The organism is Burkholderia sp. Nafp2/4-1b (assembly GCF_003635165.1).
Classification (GTDB): Bacteria; Pseudomonadota; Gammaproteobacteria; order Burkholderiales; family Burkholderiaceae; genus Burkholderia.
On record NZ_ML058608.1, the window covers coordinates 252349 to 272294 of the forward strand.

Genomic DNA, 19946 nt, shown 5'->3' on the forward strand with positions numbered 1-19946 from the left:
GAGAGAGCCATGATGTACAACGCTCAAGGAAAGATGACCCAGGCCGACGTGCTCGCGCAATATGCGCCGCTCGTGCGGCGCCTGGGGCTGCAGCTCGTCGCGAAGATGCCGGCGAGCGTCGACCTCGACGACCTGATCCAGGCCGGCATGATCGGCCTGATGGACGCGGCCGGGCGCTACAAGGAAGACCAGGGCGCGCAGTTCGAGACCTACGCGACGCAGCGCATCCGCGGCGCGATGCTCGACGAGCTGCGCAGCAACGACTGGCTGCCGCGCAGCCTGCGCAAGACGTCGCGCGAGGTCGAGCACGCGGTGCACCAGGTCGAGCAGAACCTGGGCCGTTCGGCGAGCGAGACCGAGATCGCCGAGCACCTGAAGATGCCGCTCGACGAATATCAGGGAATGCTGCAGGACCTGCACGGCAGCCAGCTGATCTACTACGAGGATTTCGACCGCGCGGCCGACGACGAGCCGTTCCTCGACCGCTATCGCGTCGATCACTCCGATCCGCTGTCGGCGCTGCTCGACGACCACCTGCGCGAGGCGCTCGTCGACGCGATCGACCGGTTGCCCGAGCGCGAGAAGCTGCTGATGTCGCTGTACTACGAGCGCGGGCTGAACCTGCGCGAGATCGGCGCGGTGCTCGAGGTCAGCGAGTCGCGCGTGTGCCAGCTGCACAGCCAGGCCGTCGCGCGCCTGCGTGCGCGGCTGCGCGAACAGGCGTGGGTCGGCGCGGAGAACTGACCCTTACATCGCACCCACGCGCCGACGCCGCGCGTGGCGCGCGCGGCGCACAATTCCCGCGCCGATTTGCTACAATCCCTCCCGTTTTCCGAGGAGCGTTGCGACGGACCATCCTGCGTCCGCCAGGCTCGGAGAGCTTCACCAAGCAGCCGTGCGGCGAGTTTCGCGCCGGCCCCGCTTCCTGAACGGCGCTCACGTCACCAATTTCTAGAACTTTTTTAGAAAGGAGGGCGTGATGAACGCCATTATCGATTCCAAGGCTTCCAACGATTACGTCGTCGCCGACATGGCACTTGCCGGCTGGGGCCGCAAGGAACTGAACATCGCCGAGACCGAAATGCCGGGCCTCGTGCAGATCCGCGACGAATACAAGGCGCAGCAGCCGCTGAAGGGCGCGCGCATCGCCGGTTCGCTGCACATGACGATCCAGACGGGCGTGCTGATCGAGACGCTGAAGGCACTCGGCGCCGACGTGCGCTGGGCGTCGTGCAACATCTTCTCGACGCAGGATCACGCCGCGGCCGCGATCGTCGAAGCCGGCACGCCGGTGTTCGCGTTCAAGGGCGAGTCGCTCGACGAGTACTGGGAGTTCTCGCACCGCATCTTCGAATGGCCGAACGGCGAATTCGCGAACATGATCCTGGACGACGGCGGCGACGCAACGCTGCTGCTGATCCTCGGCTCGAAGGCCGAGAAGGATCGTTCGGTGATCGCGAAGCCGACCAACGAGGAAGAAGTCGCGCTGTACAAGTCGATCGCGAAGCACCTCGACGCCGATCCGACCTGGTACTCGACGCGCCTCGCGCACATCAAGGGCGTGACCGAAGAAACCACGACCGGCGTGCACCGCCTGTACCAGATGGAAAAGGACGGCCGCCTGCCGTTCCCGGCGTTCAACGTGAACGACTCGGTCACGAAATCGAAGTTCGACAACCTGTACGGCTGCCGTGAGTCGCTCGTCGACGGCATCAAGCGCGCGACCGACGTGATGATCGCGGGCAAGGTCGCGGTCGTCGCGGGCTACGGCGACGTGGGCAAGGGCTGCGCGCAGTCGCTGCGCGGCCTCGGCGCGACCGTGTGGGTCACCGAAATCGACCCGATCTGCGCGCTGCAGGCGGCGATGGAAGGCTACCGCGTCGTGACGATGGAATACGCGGCCGACAAGGCCGACATCTTCGTGACGGCGACCGGCAACTACCACGTGATCAACCACGATCACATGAAGGCGATGCGCCACAACGCGATCGTCTGCAACATCGGCCACTTCGACTCGGAAATCGACGTCGCGTCGACCCGCCAGTACCAGTGGGAAAACATCAAGCCGCAGGTCGACCACATCATCTTCCCGGATGGCAAGCGCGTGATCCTGCTGGCCGAAGGCCGCCTGGTGAACCTCGGCTGCGCGACCGGCCACCCGTCGTTCGTGATGTCGAACTCGTTCGCGAACCAGACGCTCGCGCAGATCGAGCTGTTCGTGCGCGGCGCCGAGTACGAAAACAAGGTGTACGTGCTGCCGAAGCATCTCGATGAGAAGGTCGCGCGCCTGCACCTCGCGCGCATCGGCGCGAACCTGTCCGTGCTGTCGGACGAGCAGGCGTCGTACATCGGCGTGCAGAAGGACGGCCCGTTCAAGCCGAACCACTACCGCTATTGATGTGCCGCCGCCGCGCCGCGCATGCCCGAAACCGGCGTGCGCGGTGCGGCGGCACGGTGCCGGATCGCCGGCCGTCGCATCGTGCCCGCGGGCACGCGCGGCGGCCGGCGGCGGTTACCGCGCGCATTGATCGACCAGATCGACAACCGAACCGGAGCCCTCCATGAGCGTCATCCTCACCTGGGTCATCAACGCCCTCGCGCTGCTGATCATCACGTACCTCGTGCCGTCGATCCACATCAAGAGCTTCGGCACGGCGCTGATCATCGCGGTCGTGCTCGGCCTGATCAACACGGTGATCCGTCCGGTGCTGATCCTGCTGACGCTGCCCGTCACGATCGTCACGCTCGGGGTGTTCATCCTCGTCGTGAACGCGCTGTGCTTCTGGTTCGCGTCGTCGCTGCTGAAGGGCTTCGAGGTGTCGGGTTTCTGGTCCGCGTTCTTCGGTTCGATCCTGTACAGCATCGTGTCGTGGCTGCTGTCCGCGCTGATCTTCGGGCAGCGCGACATCGGCTGACGGCCGGGCCCACTCTTGCGAATCATGAAATCGTTCGAACTTTCGTTTGAATTCTTCCCGCCCAAGACGGCGGACGGCGTCGAGAAGCTGCGCGCGACACGTGCGCAGCTGATGCCGCTGAAGCCGAAATTCGTCTCCGTGACGTTCGGCGCCGGCGGTTCGACGCAGCAGGGCACGCTCGATACCGTGCTCGACATGCAGAAGGACGGCCTCGAGGCCGCGCCGCACCTGTCGTGCATCGGCTCGTCGCGCGACAGCCTGCGCGCGATTCTCGACCAGTACCGCTCGCACGGCATCCGGCATATCGTCGCGCTGCGCGGCGACCTGCCGTCGGGGATGGGCGAGGTCGGCGAGCTGCGCTATGCGTCGGAGCTCGTCAGCTTCATCCGCGCCGAGCATGGCGACTGGTTCCACATCGAAGTCGCCGGCTATCCGGAGTACCACCCGCAATCGCGCTCGCCGAAGGCCGATCTCGAGAACTTCGCGCGCAAGGTGAAAGCCGGCGCGAATTCCGCGATCACGCAGTACTTCTTCAACGCCGACGCGTATTTCCGCTTCGTCGACGATGCGCGCAAGCTGGGTGTGGACGTGCCGATCGTGCCGGGCATCATGCCGATCACGAACTTCTCGCAGCTGATGCGCTTCTCGGACATGTGCGGCGCGGAAGTGCCGCGCTGGGTCGCGCGCCGGCTCGAGAGCTTCGGCGACGATCGCGACGCGATCCGCGCGTTCGGCGCGGACGTCGTCACCGATCTGTGCCGACGCCTGATCGACGCGGGCGTGCCGGGTCTGCATTTCTACACGCTGAACGCGGCGTCCGCCACGCGGACCATCTGCGAACGGCTCGCCGGTTAAGCGCCGCACGGCGCCTGCCAGCAAAAAGCCCCGCCGGTTTTGTGCCGGCGGGGCTTTTTTTCGACGCGATGCGGTGCTGCGCGATGCGATGCAATGCGGCGGCGCTCAGCGCTGCGCCTGCATCAGCGGCGGCCGTCGATCGAACCACGGCCGCGCCTGTTCGAGCTGGCGCGCGAGTTTCAGCAGCAACGCATCGTCGGCGTGGCGCGCGACGAACTGCACGCCGATCGGCAGTCCGCGCGCGTTCCAGTAAAGCGGCACCGACATCGCCGGCTGGCCCGTCAGGTTGAACAGCTCGGTGCAGCCGGCCCACGCGAACGCCTTCTCGGACGCCTTCGCGAGCATTTCCCGCAGCAGCGGCTTCACCGGCAGCGCGCCAAGCAGCTTCATCTGCGCGGCTTCGAGCGGCGTCGGCTGCAACTCGCCGATCTTCACCGGCGGCCCCGCGAGCGTCGCGCACAGGATCGCGTCGTAGCGCGACACGAGGCCCGCGACCTGCACGGTGAGCTGGCGCTGCCATTCGAGCACGTCCGGCAGGCGGGCGCGGGCGACCCGCTTGCCGACCACCGCCATCGCCCACGTCGCCGGCTCGAATTCCGCACGTTTCGGTGTGCGCCCGGTCAGCGCGCGCGCGCCGAGCACCATCTCCTCGGCGATCGTCGCCCACAGCGTGAGAAAGGTTTCGGCCGCGCGCGCGTAGTCGATGTGCAGCGTCGCCGGTTCGACGTGATGACCGAGCGATTCGAGGAGCGCGGCCGCGTCGTCGAGCGCCGCGCGCGTGTCGTCGTCGAGCGCCGGTGCGAGCATCGGGTCGACGACGAGGCCGATCCGCAGCGGGCCCGGCGGCGCGTCGAGTTCGCCGAGAAAGGTGCCGGGCGCGCCTGGCGGCAGCGTCTGGCCGGTCGTCACGTCGAGCAGCAGCGCGCTGTCGCGCACGCTGCGCGACACCGCATGCTGGACCACCAGCTCGCCGTTCGACGGCAGGTCGACCAGCAGCGGGTTGCGGCTCGGCTTCAGCCCGAACAGCCCGCAGCACGACGCCGGGATCCGGATCGAGCCGCCGCCGTCGGACGCATGCGCGAGCGGCACGATGCCGGCGGCGACGGCCGCGGCCGCACCGCCGCTCGAACCGCCGGGCGTGTGATCGAGATTCCACGGATTGCGGCACGCGCCGAACAACTCGGGTTCGGTGTACGGCATCTGGCCGATTTCCGACGTGTTGGTCTTGCCGAACACGTTGAGCCCGGCTGCACGGCTGCGCGCGATCACCGGCGAATCGTCGGCGGGAACGAAGTAGCGGTAGTGGCGGCTGCCCATCGACAGCGGCAGCCCGGCGACCGCCGCGCCGAGATCCTTGACGAGATACGGGACGCCGGCGAACGGCGCGTCGGTGGCGGTGTCGCCAGCGGACTCCGTGCGCTTGCGCGCGGCATCGTAGTCCTGCAGCACGATCGCGTTGATCGCGCCGTTCACCGCTTCGGCCTGGCCGATCGCGGCGTCGAGCAGTTCGCGCGGGCTGACCTTGCGTTCGCGCACGAGCGTGGCGAGGCCGAGCGCGTCATGCGCGAGATAGTCCGAGTGCATCGCTGTCACCCCCGTTGTGACCTGTGGCGATGAAGGGAGAATAACGCGGGCCCGGCGCGCCGGGCCCGCCACGGGCTGTATTTAGAGGTGCTCGGCGAGGAACGTCAGCGTGCGGCCGTGCGCGAGCGCCGCCGCGCGCTGGTGATACGACGCGCGGTCCGTGCAGTTGAAGCCGTGCTCGGCGCCCGGGTACACATGGAACGACGCGTTGTCGCGGCCCGCGAACGCGGCCTTCACCTGCTCGACGGCGTCGGGCGGAATGCCGTGGTCGTTCTCAGCGTAGTGGAACAGGATCGGCTGCGTGACCTTGCCGGCGATATCGAGCGCATTCTGGATGCCGCCGCCGTAATAGGCGACCGCCGCATCGATCTTGCCGGCCGCGGCCGCGCGGTAGGCGAGCTGGCCGCCGAAGCAGTAGCCGATCGCGGCGAGCTTGCCGGCGACTTCGGGGCGGGCGCGCAGCGCATCGGCGGCCGCGCCGATGTCCGCGACCGCGAGGCCGATGTCGGTCTTCTTCATCAGCTCGATGCCCTTGTCGCGATCGGCGCCTTCGTAGGTCAGCTCGACGCGCGGCTGCGTGCGCCAGAACACGTCCGGCGCGAGCGCGACGAAGCCGTCGGCCGCGTACTGGTCGGCAACCGCGCGGATGTGCGAGTTCACGCCGAAGATTTCCTGGATGATGATGACGGCAGGGCCCTTGCCGCGCTTGGGCAGCGCGAGATAGCCGCCGAAGCTGTCGTTACCGGTCGGGATGTCGATCCATTGGGCAGTCACGTTGGAACTCCTGGCGAACGGGCGCGCGACACGCGCCGCGAGTGGAAAAAGGGGCGGCCTAGTGTGCCACCAATCCCGTGGGGCTGCAGCGGGCGCGGGGCGGCGTCCGCGGTGCGCGGAGGCGCGCAGTTGCGGGGAACCCGCGTGCCGCGCCTGCTTCTCGCGCAGCGATCGTTTTGATCTCGATTATTCATTTTTCGGCGGCGTGCCGCTTCGATAGAGTCGATGTGTCGGCCTTTACAAAGCGCTTTCGCGCATCGTCACCGAAGGATTCGCCATGTCCGCCCGTGCCTTTTCCACTCCGTTTTCCGAACGCTTCGGCCTGCGCCTGCCGCTCGTGCAGGCGCCGATGGTCGGGGCGACCACGGCCGCGATGGTCGCCGCCGCGTCCAATGCCGGCGCGCTCGGCAGCCTCGGCGCCGGCGCGTTCGCGCCGGATCGCATCGCAACCGAAGTCGCCGCGATTCGCGCGGCAACCGAGCGCCCGTTTGCCGTGAACCTGTTCGTGCTGCCCGATGAAGCCGCGCCCGACGCGGCGACCGTCGCGCGCGCGCTCGCCGCGATCGATCCGTTGAACGCGGCGCTCGGGCTGCCGCCCGGCACCGCGCCCGCGCGCTATGCGCCCGACTTCCGCGCGCAGCTCGATGCGCTCGTCGCGCTGCGCGTGCCGGTCGCGAGCTTCACGTTCGGCGTGCTCGACGCGGCCGACGTCGCGCGCCTGCATGCCGCCGGTACCTATGTGATCGGCACCGCGACGCACGTCGCCGAAGGGCTCGCGTGGCAGGCGGCAGGCGCCGACGCGATTTCCGCACAAGGCGCCGAAGCCGGCGGCCATCGCGGCACCTTCATCGGCTCGGCCGACGACGCGCTGGTCGGCACGCTCGCGCTGGTGCCGCAGCTCGTCGACGCGACCGGGCTGCCCGTGCTCGCCGCGGGCGGCATCATGGACGGCCGCGGGATCGCCGCCGCGCTGGCGCTTGGCGCGCAGGGCGCACAACTCGGCACCGCGTTCCTGACCTGCGCGGAAAGCGGGATCGCGGCGGACTGGAAGGCGCGGCTCTTCGCGAGCACTGATACGTCGACACAGGTGACGCGTGCAATCACCGGGCGCCATGCGCGCGGGTTGCGCAACACGTTGATGGCGCGGCTCGGCGAGCGCGTGGCCGATGCCGCGCCGTATCCGGTGCAGAACGCGCTGACCCAGCCGCTGCGCCAGGCGGCCGCGCGCGCGAACGACGGCGACTACCTGTCGCTGTGGGCAGGGCAGGGCGCGCCGCTCGCGCGCCGGCGCGACGCCGCGCTGACGACATCGCAACTCGTCGACGCGCTCGACGCCGAATGGCGCGCCGCGGCCGCGTGACCGCTTCGTGGCGGAGCGGGAAACGCGCGTGTTGTCACGCGCGTTTCATTGTTTCATTCAATGATCACGCGCACAAAATACCGAATCGAAATGACGCGGGAATGCTTTAAATCAACCTTCCACGCAGGCTTCCGTGGTTAGCGGAAACCCTTATTCGGCGGGCCTCGCAGCGATATTCGAGGCGTCTTTCCAACGCACCGGTATCGGTAGTGTTACCACTACCCCAAAAAAGTCCCACAAATTAATTTGATCACCTACACTTGCGCGCAAGTACGGGCGGGCGGCTGCTAAAAGCGGTCGTTTCCCCACGTGCTTGAGGCCAAGTGCATGAACGATGCATCCGGCGAATCGTCCAGTGAATGCAAACACAGGGATGGCAGCGGGGCACCGGGCGATGGCGTTTTATTGGGACCGAAACTGGAGACTTACATGAATATCAAGATGCAAAAGCTGTTGCCGATCACCGCCGCGGCGATGCTGTGCGTTGCAGCTGCAAGCAACGCGGCCGCCGATCAAGTCGTCAAGATCGGCCACGTCGCGCCCTTGACGGGCGGCATTGCACACCTGGGCAAGGACAACGAAAACGGCGCGCGTCTCGCGGTCGAAGAGATCAACGCCAAGGGTCTCACGGTCGGCGGGCAGAAAATCACGCTGCAACTGGACCCGCAGGATGACGCGGCCGACCCCCGTCAGGCCACGCAAGTCGCGCAGAAGCTCGTCGACGACAAGGTCGTCGCAGTGGTCGGCCACCTGAACTCGGGCACGTCGATCCCGGCATCGAAGATCTACAGCGATTCGGGCATCGTGCAGATCTCGCCGTCGGCGACCAACCCGGCTTACACGCAGCAGGGCTTCAAGACCACGTACCGCGTGGTCGCGACCGATGCGCAGCAGGGCCCGGCACTCGCCGACTACGCGCATTCGAAGGGCATCAAGAGCGTCGCGGTGGTCGACGATTCGACCGCTTACGGCCAGGGTCTCGCGAACGAGTTCGAGAAGAAGGCGAAGGCGCTCGGCCTGAAGGTGGTCTCGCACGACGCGACCAACGACAAGGCGGTCGACTTCCGCGCGATTCTGACCAAGATCAAGGGCGAGAACCCGGACGCGATCATGTACGGCGGCATGGACGCCACCGGCGGCCCGTTCGCGAAACAGGCGAAGCAGCTCGGCCTGCGCGCGAAGATCCTCGCGGGCGACGGCGTGTGCACGGAGAAGCTGGCTGACCTGGCCGGCGACGCGACCGACAACGTCGTGTGCTCGGAAGCCGGCGCTTCGCTCGAGAAGATGCCGGGCGGCGCAGCATTCAAGGCGAAGTACGAGAAGCGCTTCGGCCAGCCGATCCAGATCTACGCACCGTTCACGTATGACGCCGTGTACATCATCGCCGACGCGATGAAGCGCTCGAACTCGACGGACCCGGCGAAGATCCTCTCGGCGATGCCGGCGACGAAGTACACGGGCGTGATCGGCACGACGACCTTCGACTCGAAGGGCGACCTGCAGCACGGCGTGATCTCGCTGTACAACTACAAGAGCGGCAAGAAGACGCTGCTCGACGAAGTGAAGATGTAAGCTGACAAGCGGTCGACAGAGGGGTGAAAGCGCGCCTGCGGCAACGCAGGCGCGCTTTCTTTTTGGCCGTCGTGCAGCGGCGGCGTACCCGCCGCGCGGTCAGATCTTCAGGCGCGTGAGCACCTTCGGCGCGACGACGGCGACGAGCGCCGCGCACAGCGCGACGACCGACAGGCCGACCGTCAGGTTCGCGGTCTGCGCCACGGCGCCGATCACGACCGGACCGAACAGCAGTCCGAAATACGCGAGCCCGGCCACGTGCGCGAGCCCTTCGGCCGCGTGGATGCCTTTCACGCGCGCGGCCGCCGCGAACAGCACCGGCATCATGTTCGCGAGGCCGAGGCCCATCAGCGTGAAGCCGGTCAGCACCGCGATCGCGTTCGGCAACAGCAGCGCGCCGATCATCCCGGCGCACGCAAGCGACGCGCTCGCGAACACGAGCTGCGGCGCGCCGAAGCGCGCGCGCACCGCGTCGCCCGCGAAACGCGCGATCGCCATCCCGCCGGAGAACGCCGCGTACGCGGCGCTCGCGAGCGCGGGGCTCGCCGCGACGACGTCGCGCATGTAGACCGTCGCCCAGTCGTACATCGCGCCTTCGGCGATCAGCGCGATCAACGCGATGCCGCCGAGCATCCACAGCGCGGCCGAGCGCCAGCGATTGCCGCCGCCGTGCGCGTGTTCGTGATGCGGGACGTGCGGCAGCACGGCCGGGCTCGCGACCAGCAGCACCACCGCGTTGATGGCCGCCGCGAGCGCGAGGTGCACGGCCGGCGCCATGCCGGCCGACAGCAGCGCACCGCCGACCGCCGCGCCCGCCATCCCGCCGATGCTGAACATCCCGTGCAGCGACGACATGATCGGCTTGCCGAGCGCAAGCTCGACCGCGCTCGCCTCGGCATTCATCGCGACGTCGAGCGTGGCCATCGAGAAGCCGAACAGCGCGAGCACGACGAGCAGCATCCAGTAGTCGGGCACGACGAGGATCAGCGCCGCGCACGCGGACATCGTGAGCCCGCCGGCGAGGCATGCGGTGCGCGAGCCGACGCGCGCGATCCAGCGCGCGATCGTCAGCATCGCGGCGATCGAGCCGCCGGCGACCGCGAACAGCGCGATCGACAGCAGCCCCGGGCTCAGCGCGAACTTGTCGCGCACGGTCGGTACATGCACACCCCACGACGCGTACATCATGCCGGCGACGAAGAACAGCGCCATCGTCGCCGTGCGGGCGCGCTGGCGGACCGGCAACGCGAGCACGCGATGCGCGTCGGGCGGTGCGGCGAAGTCGGATGAAGATCGGGCTGAAGATTCGGACACGGAATGCTCTTGAATGGACGATGCGCGGGCGCGTCGCGCCTGCTGGATTTGTCTGATTCTATCGAACCGCTTTCGGTCTTGTCGGCACGCCGGCCGTTCGGCCGACCGCGGGCGTCGGGCACGGCGCGGGCTGCGTCGGCCATCCGGCCGATGCGCGGCGGACCGCCGCCGCGGGTAACATCGATGCGCAGGCGGCATACCCGGTGCGCCTTCATGATGCGCACCGTCGCCGTTGTTGGCGATGTTGGCGTTGTTGCCGCTGTTGCCGCCCAGGCCTTCCGACCGCAGGAGTCTCCGTGAACATCGAACCCGCCGTTGCCCTTCATCTGCTGCACCGTTGCGCGCTCGGCACGCTCGCGACCCACGCGCGCGAGCCGCAAGGTTTTCCGTATCCGACCGTCGTGCCGTTTGCGCCGGATGCGAACCATCGGCCCGTGATTCTCGTGAGCGGCCTCGCCGAGCACACGCGCAACCTCGTTGCCGATCCGCGCGCGGGCTTCCTCGTCGTCGATGCGCCCGATGGCGACGTGCTGAACGCCGAGCGCGCGACGCTGCTCGGACGCTTCGTGCCGCTCGGCGACGATCCGCATGTCGCCGCGCGCTACACGCGCTATGAACCGGACGCCGCGCGCTATCTCGCGCTCGGCGATTTCACGTTCTGGGCGCTCGAGATCGAACGGTTGCGCTATATCGGCGGATTCGGCCGCATGGGCTGGGTGGATGGCAGCGGGCTCGCCGCGCTGCCGCCGCTCGGCTTCGACGACGAACGGGCGTTGTGGGCCGCGTACGACACGAGCGCCGCGCGCCGGGCCGGGCTCGACCTCCTGGGCGTCGACCGCCACGGCGCCGACTGGCGCTGCGACGGCCGCCGCGTGCGCACGCCGTTCGACCCGATTCCGGGCGACGCCCGCGCGCTGCGCGACCGGTTGCTGGCATGCGCGCGGGATGTGGCGTGACGTCGCGGATATTGCGTTGTCTGTTTAGCCGCCATCGGCATGCGATATTCACAAACCTGTCGCCTGATGAAAGCTTCGATTTTTTCGCATGCAGGGTAATTGCGTATATTGATAGACCTATTACCGGATCGGTAATGTCCTAATCTCTATGCAAGCACGTAAAAATTTGAGAAAAGGCCGCGGCCGGTCAAAATGACGGGTATGAATTACGATTGGTCTCGGGATTTTCGTGAATCGCACTTGTATCAAATCTTTTTTGTGCTAATCTCTGCCTTCGAAAATCCGAGGCACAAAAATTCCATGAATGGTGAGCCGGCTCCAGATCGGCCCCATTGGTCATATAGAAAGGGAAACTATGTCTTCTTACAAGGACCTGCTGGCCCAGCGGGAGAAGCTGGAGAAGCAAATCGAAGAAGCGAAGTCGCGCGAATACGCCGAAGTGCTGAATGACGTGAAGCAGAAAATTTCCGACTACGGTTTTTCGCTCGCCGAACTCGGTCTCAGCCGCGCGAAGGCAGGCAAGGTTGGCCGCCCGCGCGCAGGCGTGGCAGCCAAGTATCGCGATCCGGAAACGGGCGCGACGTGGTCGGGCCGCGGCAAGCCGCCGCGCTGGATCGCGGGCAAGGACCGCGAACAGTTTGCGATTTAAACGATTGTTTAAGTCGTTGTCTCAAAAAGAGCCGCGTATCCGTAGAGAGCGCGGCTTTTTTGTATTTGGGCATCGGAATGTATGCTCGTTGTCATGAAAATGTCAGGAACGGGTGTGAATGGTAATGCAACCCGTTCGCATAAGCGGTTGATTTAAAGGGAAAATTTGGGGTTATCGGAATGCCCTGCGGGCATCGTTTGGTAGAATTCCGTATCCCAACCGATATCTCGTATTTCATGTCCACGTTTTCCGGCGACGCGCAAAGCGCGGATAAGCACGCGGTCGCGCGCAAGAGCACCCTGGTCAGTATTGTGCTGAATGTCGTGCTTGCGACGTTTCAGATCGCAGTGGGCGTCGTTGCGCATTCTCAGGCATTGATTGCCGACGGCGTCCATTCGATTTCCGATTTGATCTCGGATTTTGTCGTACTGGTTGCGAATCGCCATAGTGGTGCGTCGCCGGACGCCGATCACAATTACGGACACAGTCGCTACGAGACCGTCGCGTCGCTGTTTCTCGGCGCGATCCTGATCGCGGTCGGCATCGGGATGCTCTGGCGCGCCGGCAACCGTCTCGTGAACCTCGAGAACATCCCGGCCATCCATTTTTCCGCGCTGATCGTCGCGCTGACCGTGCTCGTGTCGAAGGAGGCGCTGTTCCGCTACATGCTGCGCGAGGCGCGGCGCGTGCGTTCGGCGATGCTCGTGGCGAACGCATGGCATGCGCGCTCGGACGCCGCATCGTCGCTCGTCGTCGCGATCGGCATCGTCGGCAGTCTCGCCGGCGTGCGGCTGCTCGACCCGATCGCCGCCGCGATCGTCGGGTTCATGGTCGCGCGCATGGGCTGGACGTTCGGCTATGACGCGCTGCAGGATCTGTCGGACCGCGCGCTCGACACCACCGCGTCGGCCGAGATCCGCGCGCTGCTCGCGGCGACGCCGGGCGTGCGCGACGTGCACGACCTGCGTACCCGCAAGATGGGCGACGCGGCGCTCGTCGACGCGCACATCATCGTCGACCCGATGATCTCCGTGTCCGAAGGGCACTACATCGCGGAAACCGCGCGGGCGAGCGTGCTGCGCGACCCGCGCGTGCTCGACGCGCTGATCCACGTCGATCCGGAGAACGACGCGGCGCGCCGTCCGGCGCTGGCGCTGCCGCCGCGTGCCGAGATCGAAACGCGGCTCGAGGCCGCGCTCGCGCAGCGCGGGCTGCATCCGGCCGCGATCAACCTGCACTACCTGAGCACGGGGCTCGAGATCGACGTGACGCTTGACGCCGGCGCGGGTGAACCCGACGCGGCGCTGGCCGGCCGGCTCGATGTCGATGCGCTGAAGCGGCAGTTCGGCGCGCGTAGGATCGGCTTCACGCGCGGGCTGCCCGCGCAGGCGTGACCACGCAGGCGCAAGCGCGCGGCGGACGAACGCGGCGCGCGCGTCAGGCGGACGAACGCAGCGCGCGCGTTACAACGGCAGCTGCGTGTCGAACTTGATTTCGCGCAGCACGACGCTCGTGCGCACCTGCGACACGGCCGGGATCTTGAAGATCCGTTCATGCAGGAACACGTCGTAGGCCTTGATGTCGGGTGCGACGATCTTGAGGATGTAATCGGCTTCGCCCGTCGTGCTGTAGCACTCGGTGACTTCCGGGCAGGTCGAGATCTCGCGCTCGAACTGTTCGACGCCGCCTTCGTTGTGGCGGGTCAGGTGCACGTGCGCGAGCGCGCACACGTGCAGGCCGAGCTTCTCGCGATCGAGCAGCGCGGTGTAGCGCTGGATCACGCCGGACTGTTCCATGTCCTTGATGCGGCGCCAGCACGGCGTGCTCGACAGGCCGACCTGGTCGGAAATTTCCTGTACGGAACGGCGCGCGTCGAGCTGCAACAGGCGAAGGATTTTTTGCGAAAAGGAATCGAGCGTCACCTGCGCCTCCATGCGGCAGCTACAACACGCTGAATGTTAGAGTGCCGGGAAAGGAAAGGCAATCTGGCAGCGTTCCGGTGAGCGAGATTCGCTAATTTGCGCGCGGATCCGTGGGGTTTTGTCCCGCCCCTGCCTGTTCCGACCGGTCGGTGTCGGCCACCGCGAGGCCCGCGAGCGCCGCTTGCTGACGACGCAGGTCGGCGAGCATGTTGCAGAACAGCGCGCCTTGCTCGATCGCGTCGTCGAGCGCGACGTGGGTGTGCGGATGGTCGTCGAACCAGTGCTTCGGAAAGCGCGGCTTGATCGCCTTGCGGTACGGCAGGCCCGTCATCGCGAACGCGAGCGTCTTGATGTCGAGCGCCGACCACGAGAACGGGCAGCGGCCCGCGAAGCGCATCATGTACCAGAACATGAACGTGAAATCGAAGCCGGCCGGCATCGCGACGAACACCGGCTTGCCGGGCAGCGCCTCGACCCATTCGACGTACGCGACGAGCGCGGCCTCGGGCGCCTGCAGATCGCGCCGGCACGCGGCCCATGCTGCCGGCTCGGTTTTCCACCACGCTTCCTGCACCGGGTGCGCGTGGGCGCCGGGCAGCGTCTCGAGGTTCGCCGAGAACGTCGCGATCAGTTGCTTGTCCTCGGTGTAGGCGGCCGACGCGAAGCTCAGCATCGAGTGCGGGCCGGGGATCGGGCCGTCGGCCTCGACGTCGGTGCTGACGTAGATTTCCGGGATAGCGGTCTGGTTCATCCGAACACCTTGTCGCTCACGAACGGGTTCGTGCGGCGCTCGTCGCCGAAGGTCGACACCGGGCCGTGGCCCGGCACGAACGTCACGTCGTCGCCGAGCGGCCACAGCTTTTCCTTGATCGAACGCACGAGGTCCGCATGGTTGCCGCGCGGGAAATCGGTGCGGCCGATCGAGCCGGCGAACAGCACGTCGCCGACGATCGCGACGCGATGCGCGCGGCTGAAGAACACCACGTGGCCGGGCGTGTGGCCCGGGCAGTGATAGACCTCGAGCGTCTCGTCGCCGAACTGCACGGTGTCGCCGTCGTTCAGCCAGTGGTCCGGCTCGAACGTTTCGGCGGCCGGGAAGCCGAAGCGCTGGCTCTGCATCGGCAACTGCTCGATCCAGAAGCGCTCGTCTTCCTGCGGCCCGACGATCGGTACGCCGTAGTGCGTCGCGAGCGCCTTCGCACCCGCGCAGTGGTCGACGTGTCCGTGCGTGAGCAGCACCTTCTCGACCTGCACGTTCTGCCGCGCGATCTCCTGTTCGATCCGTTCGATGTCGCCGCCCGGATCGACGACGGCGGCGCGGCCGGTCTTTTCGCAGACGAGCAGCGAGCAGTTCTGCTGGAACGGCGTGACCGGAATGAGCGTGACTTTCATGGAGGCACCGGCGGCTAAAAGGAGCGATTGTACCGGTCGCGCGCGCTGCCTGCCGGCCCTGCGACGCAGCGCCGGGCGTGCGCGTGCGGGCAATCCCGGAGCATCCCGATTGTTACCGCCATAGAGAGAATCAATGGTCCGCCGGGGGCGCTTTTCGAGACAACGTTTTGATTTATGTATAATGCGCCCCATTGCGCGTGAATTTCACGCAATTCGCTGGTGTTTCGGCCCCGTTAAATGAGGGCTCGGAATCACCGTCAAGCATCGACCGCCGGGGAGTCCGGCGGTGTATCCAAGCACCGAACATTCGGTGCTCACGTCTTGTCCGGCCGGGTGCTGCGCGCCCGTCTGCGGCCCTGCTGCCGCGCCGCCGGATGAGGCCTGTGCCGCCGTTCCTGTGCGTTGGCTGTACGCGACGCGCGCGAACGTGATTGCCATGTTCGATGGCGGCACGAGGGGTCTGGTCAGGCTGCCGGGGACAGGTTGCGCCAGACGTGAAAACTAATCAGGACGGTTGCGGCACAGACGAAAGCCGCGCCCATGCTAGCCGCCTGCTCGCGCTCCGAGCGGGGCGTGCACGCATTTGCCGTCCGGGCCGCATATCTGCGTTGTTGTGCAGCGTTGTATCGGTGCGGCCCGAACCAGAAGGCGACACGTCGATGAACTTTCGATTTCCGACTCGATTCGGGACCATTGCATTATTTTTTGCGCTGACGGGCTGTGCGGTGCCATCCAGCCAGACCACCAGCAGCGCCAACCAGAAGAACGCGGTCAACAAGACGGCCGCGGCCGCGAAAGCGGATGACGACAAGCAGCAACTGAATTTCGATTCCGCGCTGGCATCGATGCCGGCTGCCGACAGCAAGGACGCGAAGCAGTCGTCGCTGGCGGACGCCGAGCCGATCGACGGCAAGGACGTGTCCGACTTCCGTCAGACGGGCCGCGCATCGTGGTACGGCAAAGGCTTCCACGGCCACCGCACCGCGAACGGCGAGCGCTTCAACATGAACGCGCTCACCGCCGCGCATCGCACGCTGCCGCTGTCGTCGTACATCAAGGTGACGAATCCGTCGACCGGCAAGTGGGTCGTCGTGAAGGTCAACGATCGCGGGCCGTACAAGCGCGGCCGCGTGCTCGACCTGTCGTATGCGGCGGCGAAGATCATCGGCCTCGTGCATGCCGGCACGGGCCGCGTGAAGATCGAAGGGCTGACGCCGCAGGAAGCGCGCGACGCACGCGACGAGATGCTCGCGTCGCTGTCGTCGAAGTAACGCAGTAACGTAGTAGCGGAGCAACGCGGCGGTTCGTCCGCGCGATGCAAAAAAGGGCTGCCTTCCGGCAGCCCTTTTCGTTTCTACCGATCGGCCGGGCAGTGCGTGCCGCCCGCGCCGCTCGTCAGCCTTCCTTCAACGCAAGCGCGCGCGCATACAGCGTGTTGCGCGACGCGCCCGTCAGCGCGGCCGCGAGCTTCGCCGCGCTTTTCACCGGTACTTCTTCCAGCAGCAGCTTGAGCAGCGCGTCGTGCGCGGTGTCATCGGCTTCGCCGCCGTCGGCCGGCGCGCCTTCGACGACCAGCACGAACTCGCCGCGCTGCCGGTTCGCATCGCCGTCGAGCCAGCTCTGTCCTTCGGCCAGGGTGCCTTGGAACAACTGCTCGTGTAGCTTGGTGAGCTCGCGCGCGATCAGCAGCCGGCGCGCGGGGCCGAATGCGTCGGCAAGCGCGGCGACGGTGTCGACGATCCGGTGCGGCGCTTCATAGAACACCAGCGCGTACGGATGCTGCGCGAGCGCCTGTAGCGCGCTCGCGCGCTGTTTCGGTTTTGGCGGCAGGAAGCCCGCGAACGTGAACGTGCCGGCCCAGTCGCCCGCCACGCTCAGCGCGGTCACGGCCGCGCTCGCGCCCGGCAGCGGTATCACCGCGAAGCCGGCTGCGCGCACCGCGTCGACGAGCCGCGCGCCCGGGTCCGAAATGCCCGGCGTGCCGGCGTCCGACACATACGCGACGCGTTCGCCGGCGCGCAGCAGCTCGATCACGCGCAGCGCGGCTTCGCGTTCGTTGTGCTCGTGCACGGCGACGAGCGGTTTCGAGATCCCGTAGCGGGCCAGCAGCTGGCCGGTGTTGCGGGTGTCTTCGGCCGCGATGCGGTCGGCGAGGCCAAGCACGTGCAGCGCGCGCAGCGTGATGTCGGCGGTGTTGCCGATCGGCGTTGCGACCACGTAGAGCGCGGCGTCCGGGTAGTGCTGCGTTTGCGCGAGTTCGAGGAGGGCAGTCATGGCAGGCAATGCGCGCAATCGCGGCGCAAGCGGAACAAGGTCGGCATTGTGCCACGCGGCGCCGGCCGTGCCGGGCGATGCGCGCACTTCGTCGCGCGGCGGCGGCAACTTTTCCGGCACCGCGCGATCCAGATCCGTGGGCGCGACGTTCGAGCAGCGCGCGCGGCAGTTCCTCGAACGTGCCGGTCTCGCGTTCGTCGCGGCGAACGTCACGATGCGCGGCGGCGAACTCGACCTCGTGATGCGCACGCCCGATGGCACGCTCGTGTTCGTCGAGGTGCGCGCGCGGCGCAGCACCCGGCACGGCGGCGCGGCCGCGAGCGTGGGCTGGCGCAAGCGGCGGCGTGTGATCGCGGCCGCGCTGCAGTTCTGGGTACGGCACGGCGCGGGCGCCGCGTGCCGTTTCGACGTCGTCGCGTTCGAGGCCGGCCGGCTCGAATGGCTGCGCGATGCATTTCGTGCCGACGATGCGTAGCCGCGAGCTGTGACGAGATGTAAAGAGTTCTTGTCATACCCCCGGAGAGGGTGCCGGAGTGCGGTAAACTCGCCGCACCCATGACGTTGCGCGCGGTGTGCCCACGCGCCCAGTTCACCAGGAATCGATGTCAGTCGAACGTATTCAGCAACATTTCCGCGATAGCGCCGCGCTCCACGCCGAAGCGGCCGACGCGCTGGCGCTGCCGATCGCGGCCGCGGTCGACGCGATGTTCGCCGCGCTGGCGAACGGCAACAAGATCGTCGCATGCGGCGACGGCCCGTCGGCCGCCGCTGCGCACTACCTCGCCGTGTCGCTCGTCGGCGGCTTCGAGCGCGAGCGCCCGGGCCTGCCCGCGATCGCGCTGGCCACCGATGCGTCGCAGGGCGGCCTCACGGGCGCTGCCGCCGCCGATCAGCTGTTCGCGCAGCAGGTGCGCGTGCTCGGGCAGACCGGCGACATCCTGCTGGTGCTCGACGCGAGCGGCGCGTCGCCGCGGGTGCTGGCCGCGATCGACGAGGCGCACGAGCGCGAGATGACCGTCGTCGCGCTCACCGGCGGCGACGGCCACGCCGTCGCCGCCGCGTTGTCCGACACCGATATTCCGATCAGCGTGCCCGCCTCGCGCGCGGCGCGCGTCCATGAAGTCCATCTGCTGACCATCCACTGCCTGTGCGACGGCATCGACGCGATGCTGCTGGGTGAGGATTGAACGAAGGAGAGCCGTCGATGAATCAAAGCCGCGTCAAACAGACGCTCGTCAGAACCACGCTGCTCGCCGCGCTGACGGCGGGCCTCGCGATGTCGCTGCAGGGTTGCGTGCTCGGCGTGCTCGGTGCGGCGGCCGGTGGCGGCGCGCTGATCGCGACCGATCGCCGTACGCTCGGCGCGCAGACCGAGGATCGCGAGATCCAGGTCAAGTCGCTGACCCAGATCAACAACGGGCTGCCGGACCAGTCGCACGTGAACGTGACGGTGTTCAACCGCCGCGTGCTGTTGACGGGCGAAGTGCCGAACGATGCGTCGAAGCAGCGCGCCGAGGAAATCGTGCGCGGCATCAACAACGTGAACGCGATCGTCAACGAGTTGTCGGTCGAGCCGGCATCGTCGCTGTCGTCGCGCGCGAACGACTCGTACCTCGAAGGGCGCGTGAAGTCCGAGTTCATCGCGACGAAGGGGCTGTCGGCGAACTACTACAAGGTCGTCAGCGAGCGCGGCAACATCTACCTGTTGGGCCTCGTGACCGTTGACGAAGGCAATCGCGGCGCGGATGCCGCGAGCCAGGTGCCAGGCGTCGAGAAGGTCGTGAAGGTGTTCCAGTACATCCAGCCGCAGGACGCGCAGGCGTTGCAGGCCGCATCGCCCAGCAGCGCGTCCGGTGCGCAGGCCGCCGCCGTGCCGGCCGATGCCGCGACCGTCGGCGCGGTGCCCGATGCGTCGGTCCAGTCGGCGCCGTTGCAACCGCCCGCGCCGATCTCGAATTCGTCGAGCGTGCACCCGGGCAACCCGAAGGCCAAGCCGCAATGAAGTCGATGCAGATGAAGTTCAAGCAATGGACGGTGCAGGGCGCCACGGCCGCGGCGCTCGCGGCCTGTGCGCTCGGCACGGCGCACGCGGATGCCGGCGATGGCCTGAAGGTCGCGCGCAGCAATGCGTGCATGGGCTGCCACGCGGTGGACCGCAAGCTCGTCGGCCCGTCGTTCAAGGACATCGCCGCGCGCTACAAGTCCGATCCGGATGCCGTCGCGAAGCTGTCGAAGAAGGTGAAGGACGGCGGCTCGGGCGTCTGGGGCGCGATTCCGATGCCCGCGCATCCGCGCATGAGCGACGCGGATGCGCGTTCCGTGGTCGAATGGGTGCTGGCCGGCGCGCCGTCGAAGTGACGCGCTCGGGGTGACGGAACC

21 protein-coding genes and 1 riboswitch are annotated in these 19946 nt (G+C 67.3%); of the genes, 14 read left to right on the top strand and 7 right to left on the bottom strand.

Annotated elements, in window-relative coordinates:
- The first annotated feature begins 9 nt into the window (after positions 1-9).
- The 4 genes from C7H84_RS19445 to metF all read left to right on the top strand — a co-directional run bounded on the left by C7H84_RS19445 (position 10) and on the right by metF (position 3770).
- Positions 10-744, top strand: coding sequence for an RNA polymerase sigma factor FliA (locus C7H84_RS19445; RefSeq protein WP_121860306.1), 735 nt, complete (start codon positions 10-12; stop codon positions 742-744).
- A gap of 84 nt (positions 745-828) precedes the next feature.
- Positions 829-945, top strand: a riboswitch (S-adenosyl-L-homocysteine riboswitch).
- Between the two features lie 34 nt (positions 946-979).
- Positions 980-2398 (top strand): adenosylhomocysteinase, encoded by a 1419-nt coding sequence (gene ahcY, locus C7H84_RS19450; RefSeq protein ID WP_121860307.1) that lies wholly within the window; start codon positions 980-982, stop codon positions 2396-2398.
- 163 nt (positions 2399-2561) lie between these two features.
- A complete protein-coding gene (locus C7H84_RS19455) occupies positions 2562-2915 on the top strand; it encodes a phage holin family protein (protein ID WP_006477367.1) in 354 nt (117 codons plus the stop codon).
- A 24-nt stretch (positions 2916-2939) separates the two neighbouring features.
- Positions 2940-3770, top strand: a complete 831-nt coding sequence (gene metF, locus C7H84_RS19460) for a methylenetetrahydrofolate reductase [NAD(P)H] (protein ID WP_121860308.1) — start codon at positions 2940-2942, stop codon at positions 3768-3770.
- Between the two features lie 105 nt (positions 3771-3875).
- On the opposite strand, the gene C7H84_RS19465 is transcribed toward metF, so the two are convergent.
- Positions 3876-5354: an amidase family protein gene (locus tag C7H84_RS19465; protein WP_121860309.1), complete on the bottom strand. Its 1479-nt coding sequence runs from the start codon at positions 5352-5354 to the stop codon at positions 3876-3878.
- A gap of 81 nt (positions 5355-5435) precedes the next feature.
- Entirely contained in the window at positions 5436-6128 is a 693-nt protein-coding gene (locus C7H84_RS19470; RefSeq protein ID WP_121860310.1) for a dienelactone hydrolase family protein, read from the bottom strand.
- A gap of 277 nt (positions 6129-6405) precedes the next feature.
- Here C7H84_RS19470 and C7H84_RS19475 point away from each other — a divergent pair, with 277 nt between their 5' ends.
- A complete protein-coding gene (locus C7H84_RS19475; RefSeq protein ID WP_121860311.1) occupies positions 6406-7488 on the top strand; it encodes a nitronate monooxygenase in 1083 nt (360 codons plus the stop codon).
- Positions 7489-7917: 429 nt separating this feature from the next.
- Positions 7918-9060, top strand: coding sequence for a branched-chain amino acid ABC transporter substrate-binding protein (locus C7H84_RS19480; RefSeq protein ID WP_121860312.1), 1143 nt, complete (start codon positions 7918-7920; stop codon positions 9058-9060).
- 99 nt (positions 9061-9159) lie between these two features.
- Here C7H84_RS19480 and C7H84_RS19485 read toward each other — a convergent pair whose 3' ends face one another.
- Complete coding sequence (locus C7H84_RS19485) at positions 9160-10374, bottom strand: MFS transporter (protein WP_121860313.1); 1215 nt, start codon at positions 10372-10374, stop codon at positions 9160-9162.
- 296 nt (positions 10375-10670) lie between these two features.
- Here C7H84_RS19485 and C7H84_RS19490 point away from each other — a divergent pair, with 296 nt between their 5' ends.
- The 3 genes from C7H84_RS19490 (at position 10671) to C7H84_RS19500 (ending at position 13373) form a co-directional block, all read left to right on the top strand.
- On the top strand, positions 10671-11330 hold the full coding sequence (locus C7H84_RS19490; RefSeq protein ID WP_121860314.1) for a pyridoxamine 5'-phosphate oxidase family protein: 660 nt from the start codon (positions 10671-10673) through the stop codon (positions 11328-11330).
- Positions 11331-11685: 355 nt separating this feature from the next.
- Entirely contained in the window at positions 11686-11979 is a 294-nt protein-coding gene (locus C7H84_RS19495) for an H-NS histone family protein (RefSeq protein ID WP_121860315.1), read from the top strand.
- Between the two features lie 236 nt (positions 11980-12215).
- Entirely contained in the window at positions 12216-13373 is a 1158-nt protein-coding gene (locus C7H84_RS19500; protein WP_121860316.1) for a cation diffusion facilitator family transporter, read from the top strand.
- Between the two features lie 69 nt (positions 13374-13442).
- On the opposite strand, the gene C7H84_RS19505 is transcribed toward C7H84_RS19500, so the two are convergent.
- The 3 genes from C7H84_RS19505 to C7H84_RS19515 all read right to left on the bottom strand — a co-directional run bounded on the left by C7H84_RS19505 (position 13443) and on the right by C7H84_RS19515 (position 15293).
- A complete protein-coding gene (locus C7H84_RS19505; protein WP_011882933.1) occupies positions 13443-13913 on the bottom strand; it encodes an Lrp/AsnC family transcriptional regulator in 471 nt (156 codons plus the stop codon).
- Positions 13914-13992: 79 nt separating this feature from the next.
- Entirely contained in the window at positions 13993-14652 is a 660-nt protein-coding gene (locus C7H84_RS19510; RefSeq protein ID WP_121860317.1) for an exonuclease, read from the bottom strand.
- Entirely contained in the window at positions 14649-15293 is a 645-nt protein-coding gene (locus C7H84_RS19515) for an MBL fold metallo-hydrolase (RefSeq protein ID WP_121860318.1), read from the bottom strand. The genes C7H84_RS19510 and C7H84_RS19515 overlap by 4 nt, the downstream gene beginning before the upstream one ends.
- A 659-nt stretch (positions 15294-15952) precedes the next feature.
- Between C7H84_RS19515 and C7H84_RS19525 the strand changes: the two genes are divergently transcribed.
- On the top strand, positions 15953-16564 hold the full coding sequence (locus C7H84_RS19525) for a septal ring lytic transglycosylase RlpA family protein (protein WP_121860320.1): 612 nt from the start codon (positions 15953-15955) through the stop codon (positions 16562-16564).
- A gap of 124 nt (positions 16565-16688) precedes the next feature.
- Here C7H84_RS19525 and rsmI read toward each other — a convergent pair whose 3' ends face one another.
- Positions 16689-17567, bottom strand: a complete 879-nt coding sequence (gene rsmI, locus C7H84_RS19530; protein WP_121860321.1) for a 16S rRNA (cytidine(1402)-2'-O)-methyltransferase — start codon at positions 17565-17567, stop codon at positions 16689-16691.
- A 46-nt stretch (positions 17568-17613) separates the two neighbouring features.
- On the opposite strand from rsmI, the gene C7H84_RS19535 reads away from it, so the two are divergent.
- The 4 genes from C7H84_RS19535 (at position 17614) to C7H84_RS19550 (ending at position 19925) form a co-directional block, all read left to right on the top strand.
- Complete coding sequence (locus C7H84_RS19535; RefSeq protein ID WP_205611442.1) at positions 17614-18042, top strand: YraN family protein; 429 nt, start codon at positions 17614-17616, stop codon at positions 18040-18042.
- 127 nt (positions 18043-18169) lie between these two features.
- Entirely contained in the window at positions 18170-18754 is a 585-nt protein-coding gene (locus C7H84_RS19540) for an SIS domain-containing protein (protein ID WP_121860323.1), read from the top strand.
- A 17-nt stretch (positions 18755-18771) separates the two neighbouring features.
- Complete coding sequence (locus C7H84_RS19545; protein ID WP_121860324.1) at positions 18772-19569, top strand: BON domain-containing protein; 798 nt, start codon at positions 18772-18774, stop codon at positions 19567-19569.
- Positions 19566-19925 carry a c-type cytochrome gene (locus C7H84_RS19550; protein WP_121860325.1) on the top strand — a complete coding sequence of 120 codons (360 nt, stop codon included), beginning with the start codon at positions 19566-19568 and terminating at the stop codon, positions 19923-19925. The genes C7H84_RS19545 and C7H84_RS19550 overlap by 4 nt, the downstream gene beginning before the upstream one ends.
- Positions 19926-19946 lie beyond the last annotated feature (21 nt).